Source organism: Rhodospirillales bacterium (assembly GCA_016872535.1).
Taxonomy (GTDB): Bacteria; Pseudomonadota; Alphaproteobacteria; order Rhodospirillales; family 2-12-FULL-67-15; genus 2-12-FULL-67-15.
On record VGZQ01000039.1, the window covers coordinates 1 to 23,456 of the forward strand.

The following is a 23,456-nucleotide window of genomic DNA, read 5'->3' on the forward strand; positions in this document are numbered from 1 at the left end:
TACTACGCCGATCCGGAAATCGAACTCGCGTTCGGCACCCTGTTCGGCACCTTCGGGCCCGCGTTCTTCCGCCGTTACGGGGAACTGCGCCCGTTGCGGCCGGGTTTCTTCGAGGCGCGGCGCGATCTCTACAATCTCTATCCGCTGCTGGTGCACGTGCGCCTGTTCGGCGGTAGTTACGTCGGCGACGTCGAACGCACGTTGACGCGCTTCGGCGCATGAGGGGTGGACAAACGGCGGGGTTCGCCTCTAACCTCCGAGCGATACATGACGCGCCCCTTGCGTTGTTCAGTCACGTGGTGATCGAGAGGGACATGCGCGATCTTCTCCGCTGGCCGTCGTTCGGCGGATTATGCCGCGCCGCGATGGCGGCGCTGTTGATATTGCTGGCTCTTCCCTCCGCCGCGGAGTCGCCGCCGGGCGGCACGCGCGGCGAGCAAAGCGGTTCCGAACTTTGGCGCCAAATCCGCCAAGGTCAGGCATTCAATCTGAGCGGAACCACCTCCGGCACGCCCGTTCTGGTCCAATCCGAGGGCGCCGCGTGGCGGGCGTTGCGCAACGGCCCGATTTCGACCTACGGCGGATGGCTGCTGGCGGCGGCGGCCGCGGGCGTCGGCTTGTTCTACGTGGCGCGCGGCCGGATCCGTTTGTCCCGCCGCAGCGGCCGCACGCTACCCCGTTTCACTCACGCCGAGCGCGCGGCGCACTGGTTCGTCGCCGCAACCTTCATCCTGCTCGCGGCAAGCGGGCTCGTCATTCTGTTCGGCAAGTACGTGCTCCAGCCGGTGATCGGGGTCGGCGCGTTCGCGGTGGTCGCGAGCGCCGCGTTGCAGGGCCATAACCTGTTCGGACCGTTGTTCGCCGTCGGAATCGTGGCCATGTTCGTTCTTTATCTCAAGGACAACTGGCCGCGCGCCGCCGACGTCGCCTGGGTGCTGAAGGGCGGGATGTTTTTCAAGGGCCACGTCAGTTCCTGGAAGTTCAATTTCGGCGAAAAAACCTGGTTCTGGATTTCCTCGCTCGGCGGATTCGCCCTCGCCGGCAGCGGGCTTTTGCTCGATTTCCCCTGGCTCGCCGAAACCGTGCAGCAGCTTCAACTTGCCCACATCGTTCACGTCATCGCGGCGTTGGCGGTGATCGCCGCGTCCCTCGGGCACATGTATCTCGGCACGATCGGGGTCGAGGGCGCGCTCGAAGGCATGACCACGGGACGAGTCGACGAAACCTGGGCGCTCGAACATCACGATCTCTGGGCCAAGGACGTAATCGCGGCCGAAGCCGAGAAGGCCAAGACCACGACGCCCGCGCCTCCATTCGTACCTGGTCGCGCACCGGCGGAGTAAAGGGACGGCAATGGACATCATCGGCTTCATCGAAGGGCCGCTCTGGTACTTTTCGGCCACGGTGTTCGTCGCGGGCGCCTTGTGGCGACTCGCCGGCATCCTGCGTTTCGGCCGCAAGCCCGACCTGAGCGTGCCGCGCGGCTCGGCGCTGGCCGGGGCCGTGCGCGGCTTCTTTCTCCATTTCGTGCCCCACGGCGGCTTCGGCCGGCGGACCGCGTTCCATCTGTTCGCCGGCTATCTGTTCCACATCGGCCTGTTCGCGCTGCTGTTCTGGGCGGCGCCGCATGTTGCTTTCCTCGAAAAGCGCGTGCTCGGTTTCGGCTGGGAACCGTTGCCGCATTGGGGCTTCGTGATCGCGGCCGAAGCCGCGTTCGCCGGACTGATTCTGCTCTGGTTCCGGCGCATCTCCGATCCGGTCCTGCGGACGATTTCCGACGCCGACGACCACATCGGCTCGTGGCTGACCTTCATCGTCATGTTGACCGGCTGCCTCGCGTTGCAGGAAAGCCACGCCGAGCTGCGCGCGTTGCACATGCTGACGGTCGAACTGTGGCTGATCTATTTCCCGTTCAGCCGCCTGATGCACGCGGTCACGTTCGTCTTCAGCCGCTCGTATACGGGCGCGACCTACGGGCGCCGGGGAGTGACCCCGTGACCTCCGTCCGCCCCGAGGCCAAGAGCGCTTCCGCCGCGGTCGAGAAGTTTCTCGCCCTCACTGACGCGGCCGTCGCTTCCTATCTCGAAGCCTGCGTCCATTGCGGCGAATGCGCCGAGGCCTGCCACTTCTACCTCGTCACCGAAGACCCCAGATACACGCCGACCCATAAGCTCCGGCCGATGGCGCGGGCTTACCGGCGCCACAAGGCGCCGTTCGCGCCGTTGAAGCGTGCCCTCGGCCTCGCGCCGTCCGAGGTCACCGAAGCCGAACTGGAGGAATGGGCGCCGCTGGTTTACGATTCCTGCACCTTGTGCGGGCGCTGCACGGTGGTGTGCCCGATGGGCATCGACATCGCCGGCGCAATCCGCAAGATGCGCGAAGGCATGACCGCGGGCGGATTCGCGCCCGCCGATCTCTACAAGGCCGCCGACCTGGCGATCGCCACCGGCAGTCCGCTCGGGGTGCGCGAAAAGGCGCTCCGGAAAACGATCGAGATTCAGGAAAAGAAAACCGGCATTCCGGTTCCGCTCGACCGGAAGGGCGCCGATTACCTGGTGATCCTGTCGGCGATGGAAATCGTCGGCTTTCCCGGCACCATCGGCGCGCTCGCCAAGCTGTTCAGGCAGGCGGGCATCAGTTGGACCATCTCGACCAAGACGTTCGAGGCGACCAACGTCGGCATCCAGATGGGCTCCAGGGAGGTGGCGGCGACCTTGGTCGGGCGCATCGTCGCGGTCGCCGAGGAACTCGGCGTCAAGTACGTCATCAGCCCCGAATGCGGCCACGCCTATGGCGCGCTCAAGTGGGAAGGGCCGAACCTGATCGGGCGCGCCTACGCGTTCGAGGTCGTGCACATCGTCGAGTTACTCGCGCGCCTGCTCAAGGAAGGCCGTATCCGCGCGCGCGGGCGCGATCCGCGCCGGCTCACCTTCCACGATCCCTGCCAGTTGGTGCGCCGGGGCGGGCTGGTGGAGGAGCCGCGCGCGGTCCTGCAGGCGGTCGCGCCCGATTTCGTCGAGATGAAAAACGCCGGGCCGTGGAACGTCTGCTGCGGCGGAGGCGGCGGCGTCAGCACCAACTCGCGGGCCGAACCCCTTCGCCTCGCCGCGTTCCGCTGCAAGAAGGACCAGATCGATGAACTTGGCGGCATCGAGGCCATGGTCACGGCTTGCGCCAATTGCCGCAACGTGATGGAGGAAGCGATTGAACATTACGGCATGGATCTGCCGATCGTCGGCCTCGGCGAACTGCTCGCCGATTACCTGGAGCCGTCTGCCTGACAATCCAAGACCCATTCATCATGGAATCCGCCATTCTCGCCGTCGGCCTCGCCGCCGGCACGCTGACCACGCTCGCCTTCGTGCCGCAGGTGGCCAAGGTGTATCGCACCCGCTCGACCGGGGATATCTCGCTCGCCACGTTCGCCGCGCTCGTGCTCGGCACGGCGCTGTGGCTGACCTACGGAATTCTGCTCGGCGAAATTCCCCTGATCGCCGCCAACGGCGTTTCGCTCGCCCTGGTCTCCGCCGTGCTGTGGGGCAAGCTTCGATTCAAATAAGCGCGCGGCTCAGTCGAGCTGCAGCGTCAGCGACTTGAGGTAGGCCGTCTCGGGCAGCAGCGGATGCACCGGGTGGTCGGGCCCGGCCCCGGTGGCGCGCAGGACGCGCCCTTCGCGCCCGGCCCGGGAAACGCCGCCCGCGACTTCCAGGGCGAACGCTTCCGCCGTCACGTTGTGGGAACAAGACGCAATAAAAAGGAAACCGCCCGGCGCGACCAATCCCGCCGCCAGGCGCGCGAGCTTGCGATAGCCCTTGAGGGCGGCGGGAACGTCCTTCTTTGAGCGGGCGAAGGGCGGCGGGTCGGCGACGACGATGTCGAAACGCTCGGGCCCGGCTGCCAGCGCCTCCAGGGCGTCGAAGGCGTCTTGTTTGCGGAACTCGCAGCGCCCCGCGACCCCGTTCTTCGCCGCCGCTCGTTTGGCGAGATCGAGGGCGGCCGCCGAACTGTCGACGGCGAGCACGCGCCTGGCCCCTTGCGCCGCCGCGACGGCGAAACCGCCGACGTAGGAATAAAGATCGAGGACCGATCCGGCGTCTCGCGCGAGATGGGCGACGAAGGCGCGGTTGTCGCGCTGGTCGAAGAACCAGCCGGTTTTCTGGCCGCCGAGCGGATCGGCGAAAAAGACGAGGCCGCTTTCCTCGACCTCGACCGGGCCCGAGAGTTCGCCCGACACGAGGCGCGCATACGTTTCCAATCCTTCGAGCGCCCGGAGCGGGCTTTCGTTGGCAAGCACCACCGCGCGGGGCCCGAGAACCTCGTCGAGGGCGGCGAGGATTTCGGGCGTCAAGGTTTCGATCCCGGCCGTGCCCGCCTGGAGGACGCAAGTTCCGCCGAGGCGGTCGACGATCAGGCCGGGAAGCCCGTCGGCTTCGGCGTGGATCAGGCGATAGAACGGCTTGGCGTAGAGGCGCTCGCGCAGCGCGAGCGCCGCCCGGAGCCGCCCGGCAATGAACGCGCGGTCAATCGGCGTGTCGGCGTCGCGCGCGAAGGCGCGGAAGGCGATCAGGGTTTTTGGGTTGAAGGTGCCGGTCGCGACGAATTTGCCATCGACGCGCACCAGTTGGGCGAGCGCGCCGGGAGGGATCGCCTTGGCCGCCGCGTCCATGCGGATTTCGTTCGAATACGCCCACGGATGTCCGAACCCGACGCGCTTGTCGCGGCCGTGCAGCAGATAGACGCGGGGAGGGGATGCCGAATGAGGCGATGTCATGAAACGACGATGGCGTGGATTTTACTCCCCCGCCGCGGCGCCCTCGCGGCGGGGATCGGCGACGCCGAGCAGCGCGGGCGGATCACCGGGGCGGACGCGGACGGCATTGACGCCGCTCTCCAGCTCGATGATCGACACCCCGTGGCCCTTGGCTTCGAGCGCGACCTTGAGCGCCTCGAGCGCCGAGCCTTTCTCGATCTCGATGCCGCGGCCGCGGTCGAGCACGTTGGCCGCGCGCACCGCCGCGCCCACGTCCATGTCCCAATCGAGCGCGGCGATCACGGTCTTGGCGACGTAGCCGATGATGCGCGGTCCCCCGGGCGAGCCGAGCGCGAGCACGGGCCGGCCGCTGCCGTCGAACACGATCGTCGGCGCCATCGAGGAACGCGGGCGCTTGCCCTTGGCCGGCGCGTTGGCGACCTGGCCGCCCTGACGGGTCGGTTCGAACGCGAAATCGGTGAGCTGGTTGTTGAGGACAAACCCGGCGGCGACGATGCGCGCGCCGAACCGGCGCTCGACGCTCGCGGTCAGGGCGGCGACGTTGCCGGCGGCATCGACCACGGTGACATGGGCGGTGGATTCGCCTTCGTCCGCAATTTCCCCGGTCCAGGGTTCCGCGAATTCAATGCCGCCCGAATCTCCCATCAGGGGCATGCCCGGCGCGACCTTGGGTGCGGCGCGCGTGCGCGAAATGCCCTTGGCCCGTTCGGCGAGGTAATCGGCGGCGATCAGTCCTTGGGTCGGCACCGGCACCGAATCGGGATCGCCGACGTACACCTCGCGGTCGGCGAAGGCGCGCCGCGAGGCTTCCGCGATCAGGTGCACGGCGGTTGCCGAAAACGGCTTTTCCGCCTTGAGATCGAAGGGAGCGAGGGTTCCGAGAATTTGCAGCAGCGCGATCCCGCCCGACGACGGCGGCGGCATCGAACAGACCCGATGCGCGCGGTAGGACAGGCAGATCGGCTCGCGCGCCTTGACGCGGTACTGAGCGAGATCGGCGGGCGCGAGCACGGTCGGGTTATGGCGCGCCTCGCGCACGGCGCGGACGATGGCATCGGCCACGGGCCCGGCATAGAACGCGTCCGCGCCCTGATCGGCGACCGCGCGCAGCGTGGCGGCGAGCGCGGGGTTCTTGAGGCGATAGCCCGCGGGTCGGGCCTCGCCCTTGTCGTCGAGGTAGAGCTGGGCGGCCTCGCGCGAGGCCTTGAGATCGTTCGCCGCCTCGACGATGGCGCGATGCATCGTCTCCGACACGGCGAACCCGTTTTCGGCGTGGCCGATGGCGGGCGCGAACAGGTCCTTCCAGGGAAGCTTGCCGTGAGCCTTGTGCGCGGCTTCGAGCAGGCGGACGAGGCCGGGCACGCCGACCGGTCGGCCTCCGCGCGCGGCGATCCCGAACGGCATCGGCTTGGCCCCCTCCATGAACATGCCGGGGGTGGCGCTGTCGGGCGCGGCCTCGCGGCCGTCGTAGGCGAGAAGGTTCTTCTTGTCGGCGTCGAAATAAAGCAGGAATCCGCCACCACCGATTCCGGAGGCGTGCGGCTCGGCCACGCCCATGACCAGCGCCGCGGCGGCGACCGCGTCGGCAGCCGTGCCGCCGGCCGCGAGCGCATCGCGTGCGGCTTCGGCGGCAAGCGGATGGCTGGCCGAAGCGACAAATCGGCTGGCGGCGAATTCGCCGGCCGGCGGGCGCGTCTTCGGCGCCGGCGCGGGAGCAGGAGCGGCGACCGGTTGGGCGGCGGGAGGGGCGGCCGCGGGAGCCGGTTTCGGCAGCTCCAAGTCCATCTCGGCGCAGCCGGCCAGCAGCGCGGCGGCGGCAACGAGCGCCAGCAGCCCGCCCATGGCGGCGCGCCCCTCCGGTTTGGCGGTCATGGCGGCGTGTTCTCCCCTCAAGAACGCTTTTGCGCGGCGCAACCTTACCGTAATCCGGCCAAAATCCCAATGATTACAAGCCCGCGACCCATACCGCGGCACGCGGTCGGCGGGTTTTCGAGGGGCATTTGACTTGGGTCAATTATGGTTTCAGCCTACGCCATTAATACACCCCAGACGACGTCCCGCCATTCGTCGGCGGACCGGCGCGAGATGTAATAAAGCGTAGGAGGGGAAGAGAAAAATGACGGCAGATTCGAGCGCCGACGCAACGGCGATTCCCTACAACGACGACATCGTGCGCAAGTTCGTGGTCGCCACGGTTTTCTGGGGCGTGGCCGCGTTCACGATGGGCGTCGTCATCGCCCTGCAGCTCGCGTTTCCGGTTCTCAATCTCGACCTCGAATGGACCACCTTCGGCCGGCTGCGCCCGGTCCACACCTCGGCCGCGATTTTCGCCTTCGGCGGCAGCGCCCTGTTCGCGACTTCGTTTCACGTCGTCCAACGCACCTGCCGCGCGACGCTGTTCGGCGGCCCGGGGCTCGCCAATTTCATCTTCTGGGGCTACCAGTTGGTGATCGTGCTGGCGGCGACCGGCTATGTCCTCGGCATCACCCAGAGCAAGGAATACGCCGAACCCGAATGGTACGTGGACCTGCTGCTGACGATCGTATGGGTCGCCTATCTGATCGCCTACGCGGGCACGCTGCTCAAGCGGCGCGAGCGGCACATCTATGTCGCCAACTGGTTCTTCCTCTCCTTTATCCTGACCGTCGCGGTCCTGCACATCGTCAACAACCTCGCCGTGCCGGTGAGCTGGGCGGGGACCAAGAGCTACACGGTCTGGGCGGGCGTGCAGGATGCCATGACGCAGTGGTGGTACGGCCATAACGCGGTCGGCTTTTTCCTGACCGCGGGATTCCTCGGCATCATGTACTACTACGTTCCCAAGCAGGCGGAACGGCCGGTCTATTCGTATCGTCTCTCCGTCGTCCATTTCTGGACCCTGATTTTCCTCTACATCTGGGCCGGGCCGCACCATCTGCATTATTCCGCCGCGCCCGACTGGCTGCAGACCCTCGGCATGACCTTTTCGTTGATTTTGTGGATGCCGTCCTGGGGCGGCATGATCAACGGCATCATGACGCTTTCGGGCGCGTGGCATAAGCTGCGCACCGATCCGGTTCTGCGGTTCCTGATCTCCTCGGTCGCCTTCTATGGCATGAGCACGTTCGAAGGGCCGGCGATGTCGATCAAGGCGGTCAACTCGCTTTCCCATTTCACCGACTGGACCGTCGGCCATGTCCATTCCGGCGCGCTCGGCTGGGTCGCGTTCGTCAGTTTCGGCGCGGTCTATTACCTGGTGCCGAGGCTGTGGGGGACCTCGAGACTCTATTCGCTCAAGCTGGTGACGCTGCACTTCTGGATCGCGACCATCGGCATCGTGCTCTACATCACCGCCATGTGGGTGTCCGGCATCATGCAGGGCCTGATGTGGCGGGCCTACGACAGCCAAGGCTTCCTGCAATACTCGTTCATCGAGACCGTGCAGGCGATGCACCCCTACTACGTGATCCGGGCGATGGGTGGCGTGCTGTTCCTCGCCGGCGCGCTGGTCATGGTCTACAACCTGATCCAGACGGCCAAGGGCCGGGTGCGCGACGAAGAACCGATCGGGCTGGCGCCCGCCGCCCCGGCGCGGGCCTGAGGGAGATCCGGTCATGGCCTTCAGCCACGAAAAAATCGAAACCAACGTCGTTCTGCTGTCGATCCTGATCCTGGTCACCATTTCGATCGGGGGATTGGTGCAGATGGTGCCGCTCGCGACCATGGACCAGACCATCGAGAAGGTGGAAGGCGTGCGGCCCTACAGCCCGCTCGAACTGATGGGACGCAACATCTACGTCCGCGAAGGTTGTTATCTCTGCCACAGCCAGATGATCCGGCCATTCCGCGACGAGGTCGAACGCTACGGCCATTACAGCCTGGCGGCCGAGAGCATTTACGACCACCCCTTCCAGTGGGGCTCGAAGCGCACCGGCCCGGACTTGGCGCGCGTCGGCGGCAAATACTCGAACGATTGGCACGCGCTGCATATGGTCAATCCGCGCGCAGTGGTGCCGGAATCGATCATGCCGGGTTATCCTTTCCTGGCGCGGCGCGAACTGCGCACCGACGACATCGCCGAGCACCTCAAGGCGCTGCGCACCGTGGGCGTGCGTTATACCGAAGACGACATCGCCAACGCGCTGGCCGATCTCAGGACCCAGGCCGGCGCGGACGACGGCGACGCGCGCGCGTTCGGGGAGCGTTACCCGAAAGCGCCGATGGGGGACTTCGACGGCGATCCCAAGCGCATCACCGAGCTCGACGCCCTGATCGCCTATTTGCAGGTGCTGGGGACGATGGTCGATTTCACCACCTTCCGGCCCGAACTGTCGCGGCGCTGAGATGGAGGCGACGTCATGAATTGGACCGAGCTGGTGTTGGGACTGGCCCCTTACTGGATGATGGGCATGATCGTGTCCTTCGGCGCGGTGGTGGCGTGGGCCTATTGGCCCGCCAACCGCCGGCGCTTCGAGGAAGACGGCCGGATCCCGTTCAAGGAAGACTGAAGGAGAGTCACCCGTGGCCAACGTCGATAAGGATACCGTCACCGGCACGGAGACCACCGGCCACGAGTGGGACGGGATCAAGGAACTGAACAACCCGTTGCCGCGCTGGTGGTTGTACGTGTTCTACGCGACCATCGTCTGGTCGATCGGCTATTGGGTGGTCTATCCGTCGTGGCCGACTTTTTCGACTTACGCCAAGGGCGTGCTCGGCTATTCGTCGCGCGCCGAGTTGGAGAAAGACATCGCCGCCGCCCGCAAGGCGCAGGAAGCGCAGCGCGCGAAGATCGCCGCCGCCGGAATCGCCGACATCGTCAAGGACCAGGATCTGCTGGTGTTCGCGACGGCGGGTGGCAAGGCGATCTTCGCCGAGAACTGCCAGCCCTGCCACGGCCCGGGCGGCGCGGGCCGGCCGGGCGGCTATCCGGTGCTCGCCGACGACGACTGGATCTGGGGCGGTTCGCCCGAGGACATTTTGACCTCGATCCGGGTCGGCATCCGGTCCGGGCACAAGGACGCGCGGGCGAGCGAAATGCCCCGTTTCGGGGATGCTCTCAAGGCGGCCGAGATCGCGGCGATCGCCGATCATCTGCTGGCGTTCGCGGGACAAAAGCCGAAGAGCGAGGCGGGCGCCAAACTGTTCGCCGAACAGTGCGTCGCGTGCCACGGCGAGGATGCAAAAGGTAATAAGGATCTCGGCGCGCCCAATCTCGCCGACGGTATTTGGCTCTACGGCGGAACCCGCGAGGCGATCGTCGCCCAGATCGCCAACCCGCGCCTGGGGATGATGCCGGCGTGGGAAAGCCGCCTCGATCCGGTCGCGCTCAAGATGGTTGCGGCCTATGTGTACGCCCTCGGCGGCGGGAAATAACCGCCATCCGGCTCGGGTTGCGCATTCGCGCCTTTCGGCTTAGATCGAATGCGGACTGCGCGTGTCGTCCGCCCGTTTTGGCCTTGGTATGAACAAATCATCTGCCGCAGCCGCGCCGGCGTCGCTCTACGCGGCGCGCGAGGACATCTACCCGCGCAAGGTGCAAGGAACCTTTCGCCGCCTGAAATGGGCGGCGCTGATCGCCCTCCTCGGCATCTACTACGGCGCGCCTTGGTTGCGCTGGGACCGCGGGCCCGAAGCGCCCGACCAGGCGCTGCTGGTCGATATGCCCGGCCGGCGCGCGTATTTCTTTTCGATCGAGATTTGGCCGCAGGAAGTCTATTACCTCACCGGGCTGCTCATCCTTGGCGCCATCGGACTGTTTCTCGTTACCGCGATCGCCGGGCGGGTATGGTGCGGCTTCACCTGCCCGCAAACGGTGTGGACCGACCTCTTCATGTGGGTCGAGCGCCTGATCGAAGGCGACCGCCCCGCGCGTATGGCGCTCGACCGCGCGCCGTTCTCGGCGGCCAAGGCGCTGAAGAAAACCGCCAAGCACGGGGCTTGGCTCGCCATTTCGTTTGTGACCGGCGGCGCCTGGATCATGTATTTCACCGACGCGCCCACCCTGATGCGGGAATTTTTCGTCGGCGCGTCCTCGCCCGAGGTTTACGGCTTCACCGCGCTCTTCACCGCGACCACGTATGTTCTGGCCGGGTTCGCGCGCGAGCAGGTGTGCATCTATATGTGCCCGTGGCCGCGCTTTCAGGGTGCGATGTTCGACGAGCATTCCCTGATCGTCACCTACGAGGACTGGCGCGGCGAGCCGCGCGGCGGCGCCAAGCACGGCCAATCCTTCGAAGGGCGGGGCCACTGCGTCGATTGCGGCTTGTGCGTGCAGGTTTGCCCGACCGGCGTCGATATCCGCAAGGGCCAGCAGATGGCGTGCATCGGCTGCGCGCTGTGCGTCGACGCGTGCAACTCGATCATGCCGCGCTTCGGATTGCCCGGAAACCTGATCACCTACGACTCGATCGCCAATCAGGCCGCGCGCATGAAGGGCGAAACCCCGCGCGTTCGCTGGCTCAGGCCGCGAACGATCGTCTACGCGGCGATCCTGCTGGTGGTCGCGGCGGCGATGGCGACGGCGTTGGCGCTGCGCGTGCGGACCGAGGTTCACGTCATCGCCGATCGCGCGCCGCTGTTCGTGCGGCTTTCGGACGGCGACGTGCGCAACGGCTACACGGTCAAGATCCTGAACATGGAGCGCGCCGACAAGGAGTTCCGCCTCGCGGTCGCGGGCGTTCCCGGGGCGACCCTTAACGTCCCCGGCTTCACGGCCGAGCAAGCCGATCATGCGGTCCTGCCGGTCAAGGGCGATTCGATCGGCACCTTCCGCGTTTTCGTGCGAACGCGCCCCGACCGGCTCGGAGCCCGCGCGCGCGACATCGAATTCGCCGCGACCGATGCCGTATCCGGGCGCGTTTACCGCCGCACCAATGTGTTCAACGGGCCATGAAGATCAGGGACTTGGCCAAGTCCGCGCGCAAACCGGGGTGGTGGTACCCGTGGGCGCTGTTCGGCGTGATGGCGGTGACCATGATCGCCAATGGTTTCCTCGCGTGGATCGCCGACGACACGTTTTCCGGTCTCGTCACCTCGCGCCATCGCGACCTCGGGCTCGACTACAACCGCGCGCTCGAAGGCCAGGCCGCGCAGGAACGGCTCGGTTGGCGCGCCGACATCGCGTTCGAGTCGCGCGGCGGCGGCGGCGTGATCGAGGTCCGACTTACCACCCGCGAGGGCGATCCGGTCGACGGCGCCGACGCCGAACTGCTGATCCGCCGCCCGGTGGAGGACGGCTTCGATCGCCGGGTCGGGCTGGTGGCGGAAGGAAACGGTCTCTACACCGCCCGCGTCGCGTTGCCCAAACCGGGGCAGTGGGCGCTCTATCTGCTGGTCCGGCGCGGCGACGACGTTTTCCAGCGGCAGACCCGGATCATGGCGCCCGAAGCCCCCGATCTGGTAATATCCGGCCCGCGCCAATAGGGCTTTGAACCCAGGGCATTTCCGACCATGCCGCCCGACACCGCTCCGCCCGCCGAACGGATCACGCCCGAACTCTTGCGCGCGCGCAAGGGTGGCGTGCCGATCGTCGCGCTCACCGCCTACACCAAGGCCGAGGCGCAGCGGCTCGATCCGCTGGTGGACCTGATCCTGGTCGGCGACTCGGTCGCCATGATCGTTTACGGCATGGACACCACCGTCGGGCTGACGCTGGACACCATGATCGCCCACGGCCGCGCGGTCACGCGCGGCGCCAAGCGCGCGTGCGTGGTGGTCGATCTGCCCGCCGGCAGCTACGAACGCAGCGCCGAACAGGCCTACACCTCGGCCGCGCGCGCGATCGCCGAAACCGGCGCGGCCGCCGTCAAGCTCGAAGGCGGCGCCGCGGTCGCCCCCGCGATCCGCCGCCTGGTCGGCGCCGGCATTCCCGTGCTCGGTCATGTCGGGCTGCTGCCCCAGTCGGCGGGCGAGGGCTTCCGCGTGCAGGGCCGCGACGACCTGTCGGCGACGCATGTGCTCGACGACGCGCGCGCGGTGGCGGAGGCCGGCGCCTTCGCCATGGTGATCGAGGGCACGGTCGAGCCGCTCGCGCGCTGCATCACCGAAACCGTTCCGATTCCGACCATCGGCATCGGCGCCTCGCCCGCCTGCGACGGCCAGATTCTGGTCACCCACGATCTGCTCGGGCTGTTCGCCGATTTCACGCCCAAGTTCGTCAAGCGCTACGCCGAACTGGGCGCGGCGACCGAAGCGGCCGTCCGTCAATTCGCCGACGACGTCCGCGCGCGCCGCTTTCCGGGCCCCGAGCACTGCTACGGCGTCAAGCCGGCGAAGGATTGAACCCCGTGCTCGGCATCGCGCGCGACGTCGCCGCGCTCCGCGCCCGCGTCCGCGATTGGCGCGGGCAAGGCGCGAGCGTCGGCCTGGTGCCGACCATGGGCGCGTTGCACGACGGCCATCTCGCGCTGATCCGCCGTTCGCTCGCGACCACGGCGCGCACCTGCGTCACCTTGTTCGTCAATCCCAAGCAATTCGGCCCCAACGAGGATTTCGCCCGTTACCCACGCGACGAGGCGCGCGATCTGACCCTGATCGAAAAGGCCGGCGCGCATCTCGTATTCGCGCCGTCGGTGGCGGAGATGTATCCCAACGGCCATCGGACCGGCGTGACGGTCACCGGCCTCGGCGACACGCTCGAAGGCGAATTCCGTCCCGGATTCTTCGCCGGCGTCGCCACGGTGGTGACGAAGCTTTTGTTGCAGGCGTTGCCCGACGTCGCCTTTTTTGGCGAAAAAGACTACCAGCAGCTTCTGGTTATCCGCCGCCTCGCGCGCGATCTCGACGTTCCGGTCGAAATCGTCGGCGTGCCGACGGTGCGCGAGGCCGACGGGCTCGCCTTGTCCTCGCGCAACGCCTATTTGTCCGCGTCGGAGCGGACGATCGCGCCGGCGCTTCATCGCGTCATCGCCGAGGCGGCACGGAATGTCGCCGCGGGCAGGCCGGCGCCGGCGGAAGAATCCCGCGCCATGCAGGCCTTGCGGGAGGCGGGATTCGGCAAGGTCGATTACGTCGCCGTGCGCGACGCCGAAACGCTGGAGGTTCCCGGGCCGGCGACCCGATCGCGCCGCGTGCTGGCGGCCGCCTGGCTCGGCAAAACGCGCTTGATCGACAACGTGGCGGCGTGAAGGGCGGAATGCTCGGCGACGCGGTCGAATACGCCATGTTGGAGTACGGGGGCTTGTTCCTGTCGGCGTTCCTCGCCGCGACGGTACTGCCGTTTTCGTCCGAGGCCGTTCTCGCGGGGCTTTACGCGGCCAAGGGCGGAGCCGAGGCCGGCGCCTTGCTCGCGACCGCGAGCGCGGGCAATACCCTCGGCAGCTTCGCCAATTTTCTGCTCGGGCGGTTTTTTATCCATTGGCGCGGCGCGCGCTGGTTTCCGGTCACGGCCGAGCGGCTTGAGCGCGCCGGTGCCTGGTTCCGCCGTTTCGGGTCGTGGTCGCTTCTGTTCGCGTGGGTTCCGGTGGTGGGCGATCCGTTGACCGTCGCGGCCGGGGTTCTGAGGGTCAATGTCTGGTTGTTTCTGACCCTGGTCGGGATCGGCAAGTGCGCGCGCTATGTGGCGGTGCTGTGGGCGACGTCCGCCGCCGTCTGACGCCCGGGGAGACGCCTCAAACCCGTGTTCGCTCGCTGAGGGTCAGCGCGATCGCGCCGACGACGAGAGCGAGCGCGGCGAATTCTGTCCAACCGAACGGCTCGCCGAGGAGTATGGCGCCGCTGGTCACGCCGAGCACCGGAATCATCAAGGTGCCGATGGCGGCGATATGGGTGGGAAACAGGGTTACCACCTTGTACCAGGCCCAGTATCAGAACCCGAGCGGCCCGACGATGCTGTAGGCGACGAGGATCACGATGCCGGTCGACCATTGCGCGGCCTCGGCGGTATCGAACGCGAACGCCGCGGCGACCATCGGCAGGCCCCCCAGCAACAGCTGCCAGCCGGTATGGGGCAGCACCGGAATCGCCCAGCCGATCCGTTTCTGCCACAGGGTTCCGGCGGCCCAGGTGATCGCCGCACCGGTCATCATCAGCGGGCCCATCGGCTCGGCCGCGAACCGCGCGAGATCGCCCGCGAGCAGCGCGCCGATGCCGGCCGCGCCCAGGACCAGGGCCAGCATCCGGCGCGCGCCGATCGGCTCGGCCAGAAAGAGGCGGGCGAGCAGTGCGGCCCACAGCGGCATGGTGAAGGCAATGACCGAGGCACGCCCCGAATCCATTGCCTGGACGCCGAAGGCGGAAAACGCGTGCCAGCCGGTGACGTTGAACAGCGCCGACACCAGCAGCGGCGGCCACGCCACCCAAGGCGCCACGATGCGTTGTCCGAGCGCCGCCGCCAGGACGAGGATCAAGACGCCGCTCGCCGGCACCATGGCGGCGCGGAAGGTAAAGGGCGGCAGGGCATCGAGGCCGATTTTCATGATCGGCCAGTTGACGCCCCAGACCAGCGTCACCCCGACCAGCAGAACGAAACCGGCAATAGGCAGTCGCGCGGCGGCGACCGTCGACGATCGCGCGGAACGGTCTCGATCGGGATTGGGACTCACGCCTTGCGGCGGATGAGGAACGTGTAGGTGTCGCCGTCCTGGCCGGATTCCACCAGGTCGTTGCCGGTGGTGCGGCAGAAGGCGTCCATGTCCTTGACCGAGCCGGGATCGGTGGACAGCACCTTGAGGGTTTCGCCCACCGGCACTTCCTTGATCGCCTTCTTGGTCTTGAGGATGGGGAGCGGGCAGTTGAGCCCGCGGGCGTCGAGCGTCGCACTCATGGGATAAGTCCTCGCTTGGATGCGGAGAATCTCCCGAATCCGGGACGCGATGTCAACGGCAGGTTTCGATGTATTGCAGGCAGACGACCCTCAGGCAGGAGGCGAGGTTTTTCTGGTCGGTGCCGACGCAATGGTCGTGAATCCGGGTAATCAACGCGGCCAAGGTGGAACCTTGTTTTTCCGCCAATTCCTCAAGCACGGTCCAGAATGCCTTTTCCAGACGAAGAGTGGTGGAATGGCCGTGCAGCCGGATCGACCGGCGGAGCGGCTTGTATTCCTGCGACGGGTCGGCGGGGCAGAGCGCGAACATGCGATCGAGCGGCCGCTTCGCATTCTCAACCGCGGGTTTCGGCGTCTCCCCGCGCGTTAGTTTGGGCTTGCCAGGACGTTCGGCGCCAATTCGTGCCATGCCGACCATGGTCTCGCCTTTCCTCAGATGAACAGGTTGATGTCCGACTTCAACGCGTTTTCCATGTAGGCGGCGGCGCCGGCCAACTCGATGCCGTCGATCAGATCTTCCTTCTTCATCTCGAACAGGTCGAGCGTCATCTGACAACCGATGATTCCGACGTCGGCTTCGATCGCGGCCGCGCGCAACTCGGGGATCGAGGCGACGCCCTTCTTCTTGATCAGGTTCTTCATCATGGTCGTGCACAGCGCGTCCACGCCGGGGATGATCGGCATCAGGTTGGGCATGGACATGTGCATGCCCATCATCGGCATTTCCATCGCCGGGTTGCCGAGGGTGGAGATTTGCAGGTGATCGAGGCTTTTCTTCAGGAGCTGCAGCCCGTAAAAGGTGAAGAACATCGACACCTTGACGTCCATGGCCGCTGCCGTGGTCGCGAGAATGAACGGCGGATAGGCCCAATCGAGGGTGCCCTTGGTGACGATGATGGACATCCGTTTCTGGTTGGCGGATTCGGCGGTCATGGCGCGCTTCGTTCCTCTCGATATGAAGGAAATTGTGGTCGGTTGCGGCCTGGCACCCCTCGCACCGGAGAAATGTAGCGTTCGCGCAACCGGATCAAGCCCAATTCGATCAAAAACTTAGGCGCCGCCTTCGGCCGCGCGGTAGTACCCGCTGCCTACGGAAATCGGCCGTTTTCCGGGAGATTCCCGCGGCGGGGGGGAATGTTGCCAGGAAAAGCCTGCGATCCAGGCTTAAATGAGTTTCATTCGGAATCTCAACTATGGGATTAAAAACCATGTGACCAAAAGGGCACACTCGGACGAAAAACGCATTTGCGTATTCCGATACTACATCGGGTCATTTTTGTTCGGTTAGTCGTAACAATCGAGAAAACAAGCAAGAACGCTCGTTTCGCCGCGCGACCGACGCGACGGCGGCGAGGGTGGCCTCACGACTTATCGAAGGGGAAAAGACTCATGCGACCGACCATCCGGATTTTTGCTCTCGGGCTCTTGGCGACCAGCGCGCTCGCGGGCTTGCCGCGCGACGCGGCCGCGACCAACGGCATGAACCCGATCTGCTACGGCACCGACAACTGCGGCATGGGCGGCGCCGGCATCGCGGTCACGGGCAACGCCGCGGGCGCGATTCTCAATCCCGCGCTTTCGGGCCGCGCCGGACGCGAGCTGCTGATTTCGGCCGGTTGGCTGCACGCGGACGTGACCGGCCAAGTCAAAGGGACCGCCAACGGCAACAACACGGCCACGCCTCAGGACAGCGAAGCCTCCGATTTCCCCGACGGCACTCTGGCGATCAACTGGAAACACAACGACCAGTGGGCCTTCAATTTCTCCGCCTTCCCCGGCGGCGGCGGCGCCACCGACTGGCCGCATCGGCGTACCGGGGCTGGGTTCGGCAACAACGGCGGACACGATCACCAGATCCGCACTCGCTATTTCTTCTTCGAGCCGTCGGTGTCCTACACCCCTCCTCAGGACAAGAACTGGTCGTTCGGCTTAGGCGTCATCATCTCCTATCAGGACATGAAGACCGATTCACTCGGTCACGGCGCCGCCCAGCTTTCCGCCGCTAACAAGCAGCAGACCGACAGTTCCATGGGCGCCGGGTTCCATCTCGGCGTGTTCTGGCAGCCCGATCCGATCCTGTCGCTCGGGGCCACCTATCGCTCGCGCGTCTGGTCCGAGCGTTACGAAAAATACCGGCTCGCCCGGACCTTCCAAGGCCCGATGGACATGCCCCCGCAATGGGGCGTCGGCTTGGCGATCAAGCCCCCGCCGGTGCCCAAGCTGACCTCGCCGGCGACGTCAAACACATCGCCTGGCAGAGCGTGAAATCGATCGGCGGCAAGGAGCCGGCCGACGGCGGTTTCGGCTGGCACAACCAGTTCGTGTTCGCGGTGGGCGCGGCCTACGAGGTGACCGACAAGCTCACCGGCCGCATCGGCTACAACTACGGCAAGTCGCCGATCGACGAGGAACACTTGTTCGCCAATTTCCTGTTCCCGGCGATTTCCGAACATCACCTCACGGCGGGCGCATCCTACAAGCTGACGCCCACGTGGGAACTGGGCGCCAGCGCCTTCTGGTCGCCGGAAAATACCGTCACCAACAATCCGGCCGGGTCCGACTCCTATGCCCAGGGCGGCGGCAGGTCGTTCGTCAGCATGGAACAGTATGGCGCGCAGATTTCCGCCAAGATGAAGTTCTGAGCCTCGCCACATAAGCGCTCTAAACACCGCGCGCCCCATATCGGGGCGCGCGGTTTTCGTTTGGCTCGAAGAGCGATCGTTCAGCGCAGGTAGAGATGAACCTCGTTGACCCGGGCCTCGGCCAGCGTGCGGGTCGAGATCGCAACCCGCGACGGCGGCAGGCCCATTTCCACCAGCGAACGCAGCACGCCTTCGGCGTGGCGGCGGGAACGGTTGGTGTTGACGGCCTCGCGCGCGGCGCCGCCAACGGCGGGCGCCACGGCGACCAAGTCGAAGACCGCGTCGGGACGGCGCTCCAGAACCCGGCTCACGGCCGAATAGAGGGCCTGCTGGTAGGGCACATCGGTGCGGTCGAAGCGAATAACCACGAGCGGGCGCCGGCCGCCGGGGTCGCGGGCCTCGCCGGCGGCGACCGGATTGGCGCGTTCCTGGGCGTCCTTGGCGATCTGGCCGAGGCTCGCGCCGTAGATCTCGCCGGTCTTGATGGCGGCGCCGACGGTGTTGAGGTTGGCTTTTTCGCCGGCGATGTAGTTGGTCTGGCGGCGGACGTCGGTGGAGACTTCCTTGATCAGGCGGTCGATCAGCACCACGGTGCGGTCGACTTCGTCCTCGAGCACCGAGAGCTGGCGGTGGTCTTCGTCGACCGCGCCGGAAACGCCGCGGGTGGCGCGGGAAGCTTCCGACAGGAACGCCGCCTTGCTCGATGTGCCGGCGACGTCGGTGGCGAGCTTGTTCATCTCGCCCACGTCTTCATGCAGCTTTTCGAGGTCGGTCTGGGCGCTGTTGTACTGCTGGACCAGGATCGGATTGCCGGGGGTGGTGCCGATCTGGAGGCGGGCGTTCACGGCGGCGATGGTGCCGTGATAGCGCTGGGAATCCTGGATGATCTTGGCGCGAATTTGCTGAAGCGCGGTGTTGTGGGTCGAGATCGCGCCTTGGACCTGGCGCAGCTCTTCGCGCATATCGTTGACCTTGCGGCCGACTTCGGTCCCGGTGGGGGTTCCGGGGGTGACCCCGGTCGGCTGGAACACGCCGGTGCCGAGGGGCGGCTGGGCGGTGGGCGCGGGCATCGCCATCGGCGCCGGAGCGGCCTGGGACACCTGGCCTGGCTGGGCGGCGCGCGTCGCCTGGGCGGCTTGGCCGCGATTACGCCCGGCCGGATCCTCGCCGGTCAGGGATGGCCAAAGGGCTTCTTCGGTGAACGCGCAGGCCGAGACGAGAAGTGTCGCGCCGAGCAGAACGTTGCGATAGCTGGATTTTCCCAAGCGTGAATTTCCCATGTGGCGTGATTTCCTTGGCCCGGCCGCAGCGTGGGCACCGCTCCCGCCAGGCGCCCCGTCGGCAGGGGAAACCCTCCCCCCGTGCATTGGTTCGGGCGATATTACTCAATGCCCCTAGGGGGCACAAGTTCCTAATCCTCAAGGACTCTTTGCGTCCGGTCGGCCTCGCGGCGTCGGGTTGCGCGCCCTTGCGTACCCGCCCCCTCCGCGTTAGGTTCCCGACCCTTCTTTCGCGTTATTAGGGCCGGACGTGCCGACCGGGCCCTTCGCGGTTTGCGCCCGTAGCTCAATTGGATAGAGCATCAGACTACGGATCTGAGGGTTGGAGGTTCGAGTCCTTCCGGGCGCGCCAACGCGCGCGGCTTCGACCGTAACAACGGCATCGGGGCGAAACGTGGTTAACGGCATTCCGGAGCCTGAAAGATGTCCGATCTTGATCGCGACCGGCTGATCGATCTGTTGGGACGGCTCGACGCCGCCGCCGACAAGGATGCCCTCGCGGCGGGCCGCGAGATCGCGCGCCTCATCAAGGAATCGGGAGCGACCTGGGACGAAATCCTCACGCGTCCCCGAAATGCGCCGACGGACGCACTGACGGACGCGTCGACCGACGCGCCAACCGACATGGGCGACAAGCACGGCGAGGCTGTCTCGGACCAAACGGCCGGAACGCTCGCCCCCAAGGAAGCCGACGAGGCGCGCGGCCTGATTGCGGCGTTGCTGGCGATGGACAATATTTCGGATTCGACCCGCGAGGACATCGAAGGGCTTCGCGGCGATCTCGGCGACGGGCGGTTCGAACGGAGCGATCTGCGTTACCTGCGGGCGCTGCGCGCGCGTTTGTCGTAAAACGACGGCGCTCAACTCTTCTTTTCTTTACCGCCCTTCATTTTCTTCCACTCTTCCTCGTCCTCGATTTCGTACCAGCCCTTGGGGCCGCCGGGCTTGGTTTTGCCGGCGGGCAGCAACTGGCGGACGCGGACCATGTTCTTTTCGGCGATCATGGCGAGCTTTTCCGCCCCGCGCGCGAAATAAACTTCGCGCGCGCCGTCGAACGCTTCCTCCGCCGCGACCAGGGCTTCGATCGATCCGGTCATCCGTCCGAGCGCGAACAGCGCCGAGCCGAGAGTGTTCTGACTCGCCGCCCAGAACAGCGGGTGGGATTCCTTGCGCCGGATTTCGATCGCTTGGCGGCACGCACTGGCCGCGCGTTCCAGGACCTCGGGACTCGACAGAATCTGGCCGAGCAGATGCCCCGCGTGTCCGACGCTGGTCATGATGTCGGCCCAGCGTTGCGGGTGCTCGGCGCGGGTGAAGACGTGCAGCGCCGCCTGGAACGAGGTCAAGGCTTGTTTCAGATGCTCGACCGACGAAGTTTGCTCGTGCATGCGCTGAAGCGCGATCCCCAGCCGATGCTGCACCGCCGCCCAATCGCGCGGGGCGGTCTCGCGCGTCAAGGCTTGGGCCGCGGCCTGCAGGGCGGCGAGTGCGCCGGCGAGCGCGGTCTTGTCGTCGGAACGTTCCGCCAGCGCCAGCAGTTCGGAGCCGAGCAGGCGCTCGGCCATCGCCCACTCGTAGGCGCCTTTGTCGCGGCCGAACGCCTCGGCGGCGGCGCGGTAATGGTCGATCGCCTGCTGCAGGAGCGGCGCGGCGCCCTGCGTGTAGCCGACGCGCGCGAGCGCGGAAGCGAACGCCAGCAGCATGAGCCCTTTTTCCTGGCCGTCGAGCGTGGCCTTCAGCGCCTCGGCCGCCCGGAGCGCGGGCGCGATCACGGCGGCCAGGGCGGCGTTCACGGTCGCCGCCTTGAGCGGCTGTCCCGGCGCGACCACCGTAAGCCCGGCGGCGCGGACCAAATGAACCGCGCCGTCGCCCATCTCCGCCGGAACGATAAGCGGAACGCCCGCGCTCAAGGCATCGGGCGCGTCCTCTTCCGGCGCGACCAGGGGCGAGAAACGCAGCAGCAGCCGGTCGCCGGAAACGTCGCCGAAGATCAGAAGATCGCCCCGTTCGGCGGCGAGAAATTGGCGCGCCAGCGGCGCGATCAAGCTGAACTGCGACGGCGGCGGAACCGCGTTGTCCGCCGGCGCATCCGGGAAGGCCGGCGTCGGCCCCTTGGACGGGAAGGATTTGGCGGTAATGCGGACGGGAAAGCGCTTGTTGCCGGCGAAGATCGCCGCCACGTGCCGGGTCGCGGTCTTGGCCTCGTCGTCGCCGATCAGGGGCGCGACCCGCACCTCGATCCGTTCCTCGGGCGAAGGGATTCCGAGCAGGCGACGGAACAGGTCGGTAAGGGTCGGCTTGCGGGCGGGCGGTTGATGCGGAGCGGCGGACATGGATCAGCCGGATCGCGGACGTTTGGTCGCGATGTTGCCCAATTCGGCGACGACCTCGGCGACGACCCCGCTCCAGTCGCCGCGCGTTTTTTGGCGGAACAGGCGCATGGTCGGATACCAGGGCGTGTTCTTGCCGCGCGCGGTCCAGCGCCAGTCGGGAACGTCGGGCAGCAGCGTCCAGACCGGCTTGCCGAGCGCGCCGGCGAGATGCGCGCAGGTCGAATCGACGCTGACGACCAGATCGAGCTGGAGAATGGCGGTCGCCATGTCGGCGTAGTCGGCGAGCAGATGGCCGGTTTCGAACACCAGCGGTTCGGCCGCGTGCGCGCGCGCGTCCTCGGCCGCCTTTCCGGTTTGCAGGCTGTAAAGGATGACGTCGGGAACCCGCAGCAATTCGAGAAAATGGACGAACGGACACGAGCGGTGCCCCTCGGCGCGAGCGGCGGCGCCCGCCCAGGCGATCCCGACCTTGAACGCGCCAGTGGCGAGATTGGGCAGGCCGACGGCGCGGATTTCGGGCGCGCTCAAATAAGGCACGGTCGCCGGAATGGTGGTCGCGGCGGTCTGCATGAGCGCGGGCAGGCTCATGATCGGGATATGGGCGTCGAACGCGGGCAAGGGCCCGCCCTGAATCGCGATCTTGTCCACCGCCCGCAGCGTTTCCATCAGGCGGGCCAGTTCGGCCGGGCTTTCGAGCAGAAGGGTGGCGCCGGATCGTTGCTTGGCGAGCGCTATGTAGCGCGCGAACTGGATGGCGTCGCCGAAACCCGGCTCGGTGTGAACGAGCAGCGTCTTTCCCGGCATCGCCTGGCCGTTCCAGCGTGGCCGGTCGAACGCGCGCGGCGGATTGCGCTTGAGCTTCCAGCGCGCCTCGTACTCGGCGAAGCCGCGCTTGAGATCGCCCGCCTGCAAAAGCGCGAGCGCGCGGTCGTAGCGGCACTCGGCGTGATCGGGGCGGGCCTTGAGCACCGCGTCGAAGCACGACAGCGCGGTGTCGAGCCGGCCCATGTCGCGCAGCACCAGGCCGAAGTTGTAAAGAATCTCGGGCGCCTCGGGCGCGAGCCGCAGCGCCTGCTGCAGGGCCTGGGCCGCTTCCTCGAGCCGCCCCTGGTCGCGCAGCGCGTTGCCGAGGTTGGAATGGAAATTGGCCCGGTCGGGCGCGAGCGTCAGCGCGCGCGTCGCGCTGGCGACGGCGGCCTCGGACTTGCCTTGGGCCCGGAACGCGGCGCCGAGGTTGGCATAGGCGTCGGCGAAGGCGGGATCGAACACGATCGCGCGGCCGTAGGCGCGCACGGCGTCGGCGATCCGGCCTTGGCGGTGGAGCGCGGCGCCGAGGGCGAACAGGCGCTTGGCTTCGCGCCCGCGCGCGTCCCGGAGCGCTTCCGTTGGATCCGGCTGCGGCGAAGCCTTCGACGCGGCGGCTGCCGGGGCAGGCTTCGCCGGAGCGGTCTTCGATGGGGCGGCCGCCGGAGGAGCGGCCTTGGGCACGACGGGTCTTGCCGTTGCGGCGGGCCCTGGAAGGGGTCCTTTGGCGGCGGCTTTCGGAGACGGGCCGGAACGGGTTGCCCCGGCGGGAGCTTCGGCAACCGCGGCCGGCTTCGTCGGCCGGACGGGGACGCGCGGTTTGGGCGTGCCGCCGATCCGGCCCTTAGGTATGTCCGCCGCCATGAGTCTTGACCCTGATTA

General features: G+C 66.9%; 26 protein-coding genes and 1 tRNA gene. 18 read left to right on the forward strand and 9 right to left on the reverse strand.

The annotated features are described in order from the left end of the window. The 5 genes from FJ311_09175 to FJ311_09195 form a co-directional block, all read left to right on the forward strand. Positions 1–222: fructosamine kinase family protein (locus FJ311_09175; protein MBM3951611.1), on the forward strand; the 222-nt coding region annotated here is incomplete at its 5' end. Then, entirely contained in the window at positions 219–1,343 is a 1,125-nt protein-coding gene (locus FJ311_09180) for a formate dehydrogenase subunit gamma (protein ID MBM3951612.1), read from the forward strand. The genes FJ311_09175 and FJ311_09180, both read left to right, overlap by 4 nt. Positions 1,344–1,353: 10 nt before the next feature. Beyond that, complete coding sequence (locus FJ311_09185) at positions 1,354–1,998, forward strand: hypothetical protein (protein ID MBM3951613.1); 645 nt, start codon at positions 1,354–1,356, stop codon at positions 1,996–1,998. After that, positions 1,995–3,281 (forward strand): (Fe-S)-binding protein, encoded by a 1,287-nt coding sequence (locus tag FJ311_09190; GenBank protein ID MBM3951614.1) that lies wholly within the window; start codon positions 1,995–1,997, stop codon positions 3,279–3,281. Before FJ311_09185 ends, FJ311_09190 begins: the two co-directional genes overlap by 4 nt. Positions 3,282–3,301: 20 nt before the next feature. Next, positions 3,302–3,559 (forward strand): hypothetical protein, encoded by a 258-nt coding sequence (locus FJ311_09195; GenBank protein MBM3951615.1) that lies wholly within the window; start codon positions 3,302–3,304, stop codon positions 3,557–3,559. Positions 3,560–3,568: 9 nt separating this feature from the next. Here the strand turns inward: FJ311_09195 and FJ311_09200 are convergent, their stop codons facing one another. After that, complete coding sequence (locus FJ311_09200; protein ID MBM3951616.1) at positions 3,569–4,771, reverse strand: class I SAM-dependent rRNA methyltransferase; 1,203 nt, start codon at positions 4,769–4,771, stop codon at positions 3,569–3,571. A 21-nt stretch (positions 4,772–4,792) separates the two neighbouring features. After that, positions 4,793–6,643, reverse strand: coding sequence for a gamma-glutamyltransferase (gene ggt / locus FJ311_09205; GenBank protein MBM3951617.1), 1,851 nt, complete (start codon positions 6,641–6,643; stop codon positions 4,793–4,795). 244 nt (positions 6,644–6,887) lie between these two features. Between ggt and ccoN the strand changes: the two genes are divergently transcribed. The 9 genes from ccoN to FJ311_09250 all read left to right on the forward strand — a co-directional run bounded on the left by ccoN (position 6,888) and on the right by FJ311_09250 (position 14,345). After that, positions 6,888–8,351 (forward strand): cytochrome-c oxidase, cbb3-type subunit I, encoded by a 1,464-nt coding sequence (gene ccoN / locus FJ311_09210; GenBank protein ID MBM3951618.1) that lies wholly within the window; start codon positions 6,888–6,890, stop codon positions 8,349–8,351. Between the two features lie 13 nt (positions 8,352–8,364). Continuing rightward, complete coding sequence (gene ccoO, locus FJ311_09215; protein ID MBM3951619.1) at positions 8,365–9,093, forward strand: cytochrome-c oxidase, cbb3-type subunit II; 729 nt, start codon at positions 8,365–8,367, stop codon at positions 9,091–9,093. Between the two features lie 57 nt (positions 9,094–9,150). After that, on the forward strand, positions 9,151–9,258 hold the full coding sequence (locus FJ311_09220) for a cbb3-type cytochrome c oxidase subunit 3 (protein ID MBM3951620.1): 108 nt from the start codon (positions 9,151–9,153) through the stop codon (positions 9,256–9,258). A gap of 13 nt (positions 9,259–9,271) precedes the next feature. Next, positions 9,272–10,126: a cytochrome-c oxidase, cbb3-type subunit III gene (ccoP, locus tag FJ311_09225; GenBank protein ID MBM3951621.1), complete on the forward strand. Its 855-nt coding sequence runs from the start codon at positions 9,272–9,274 to the stop codon at positions 10,124–10,126. A gap of 88 nt (positions 10,127–10,214) precedes the next feature. Beyond that, positions 10,215–11,645 (forward strand): cytochrome c oxidase accessory protein CcoG, encoded by a 1,431-nt coding sequence (ccoG, locus tag FJ311_09230; GenBank protein ID MBM3951622.1) that lies wholly within the window; start codon positions 10,215–10,217, stop codon positions 11,643–11,645. Beyond that, the gene (locus tag FJ311_09235) at positions 11,642–12,175 is read left to right on the forward strand and encodes a FixH family protein (protein MBM3951623.1); all 534 of its coding nucleotides are present in this window, start codon (positions 11,642–11,644) and stop codon (positions 12,173–12,175) included. The genes ccoG and FJ311_09235 overlap by 4 nt, the downstream gene beginning before the upstream one ends. Positions 12,176–12,202: 27 nt before the next feature. Further along, positions 12,203–13,033 (forward strand): 3-methyl-2-oxobutanoate hydroxymethyltransferase, encoded by an 831-nt coding sequence (gene panB, locus FJ311_09240; GenBank protein MBM3951624.1) that lies wholly within the window; start codon positions 12,203–12,205, stop codon positions 13,031–13,033. Continuing rightward, a complete protein-coding gene (locus FJ311_09245; GenBank protein MBM3951625.1) occupies positions 13,030–13,878 on the forward strand; it encodes a pantoate--beta-alanine ligase in 849 nt (282 codons plus the stop codon). The genes panB and FJ311_09245 overlap by 4 nt, the downstream gene beginning before the upstream one ends. 35 nt (positions 13,879–13,913) lie before the next feature. Beyond that, complete coding sequence (locus FJ311_09250; GenBank protein MBM3951626.1) at positions 13,914–14,345, forward strand: DedA family protein; 432 nt, start codon at positions 13,914–13,916, stop codon at positions 14,343–14,345. A 211-nt stretch (positions 14,346–14,556) separates the two neighbouring features. Here the strand turns inward: FJ311_09250 and FJ311_09255 are convergent, their stop codons facing one another. Genes FJ311_09255 through FJ311_09270 form a run of 4 tightly spaced genes read right to left on the reverse strand, consistent with a single transcriptional unit; the run spans position 14,557 to position 16,448 of the window. After that, entirely contained in the window at positions 14,557–15,372 is an 816-nt protein-coding gene (locus FJ311_09255; protein ID MBM3951627.1) for a hypothetical protein, read from the reverse strand. Then, a complete protein-coding gene (locus FJ311_09260) occupies positions 15,291–15,515 on the reverse strand; it encodes a sulfurtransferase TusA family protein (protein ID MBM3951628.1) in 225 nt (74 codons plus the stop codon). Before FJ311_09260 ends, FJ311_09255 begins: the two co-directional genes overlap by 82 nt. 52 nt (positions 15,516–15,567) lie before the next feature. Next, the gene (locus FJ311_09265; GenBank protein ID MBM3951629.1) at positions 15,568–15,933 is read right to left on the reverse strand and encodes a ribbon-helix-helix domain-containing protein; all 366 of its coding nucleotides are present in this window, start codon (positions 15,931–15,933) and stop codon (positions 15,568–15,570) included. 14 nt (positions 15,934–15,947) lie between these two features. Continuing rightward, entirely contained in the window at positions 15,948–16,448 is a 501-nt protein-coding gene (locus tag FJ311_09270; GenBank protein MBM3951630.1) for a peroxiredoxin family protein, read from the reverse strand. Between the two features lie 456 nt (positions 16,449–16,904). Between FJ311_09270 and FJ311_09275 the strand changes: the two genes are divergently transcribed. Beyond that, entirely contained in the window at positions 16,905–17,780 is an 876-nt protein-coding gene (locus FJ311_09275; protein MBM3951631.1) for a hypothetical protein, read from the forward strand. Next, complete coding sequence (locus FJ311_09280) at positions 17,693–18,157, forward strand: hypothetical protein (protein MBM3951632.1); 465 nt, start codon at positions 17,693–17,695, stop codon at positions 18,155–18,157. Before FJ311_09275 ends, FJ311_09280 begins: the two co-directional genes overlap by 88 nt. A gap of 80 nt (positions 18,158–18,237) precedes the next feature. Here the strand turns inward: FJ311_09280 and FJ311_09285 are convergent, their stop codons facing one another. Further along, positions 18,238–19,437 carry a hypothetical protein gene (locus tag FJ311_09285; GenBank protein MBM3951633.1) on the reverse strand — a complete coding sequence of 400 codons (1,200 nt, stop codon included), beginning with the start codon at positions 19,435–19,437 and terminating at the stop codon, positions 18,238–18,240. A gap of 275 nt (positions 19,438–19,712) precedes the next feature. Between FJ311_09285 and FJ311_09290 the strand changes: the two genes are divergently transcribed. Further along, a tRNA-Arg gene (locus tag FJ311_09290) sits at positions 19,713–19,789 on the forward strand. Between the two features lie 71 nt (positions 19,790–19,860). Then, positions 19,861–20,286 carry a hypothetical protein gene (locus FJ311_09295; protein MBM3951634.1) on the forward strand — a complete coding sequence of 142 codons (426 nt, stop codon included), beginning with the start codon at positions 19,861–19,863 and terminating at the stop codon, positions 20,284–20,286. Positions 20,287–20,297: 11 nt separating this feature from the next. Here FJ311_09295 and FJ311_09300 read toward each other — a convergent pair whose 3' ends face one another. Further along, the gene (locus FJ311_09300) at positions 20,298–21,770 is read right to left on the reverse strand and encodes a hypothetical protein (protein MBM3951635.1); all 1,473 of its coding nucleotides are present in this window, start codon (positions 21,768–21,770) and stop codon (positions 20,298–20,300) included. Between the two features lie 3 nt (positions 21,771–21,773). Beyond that, complete coding sequence (locus FJ311_09305; GenBank protein ID MBM3951636.1) at positions 21,774–23,258, reverse strand: tetratricopeptide repeat protein; 1,485 nt, start codon at positions 23,256–23,258, stop codon at positions 21,774–21,776. Between the last annotated feature and the right edge of the window lie 198 nt (positions 23,259–23,456).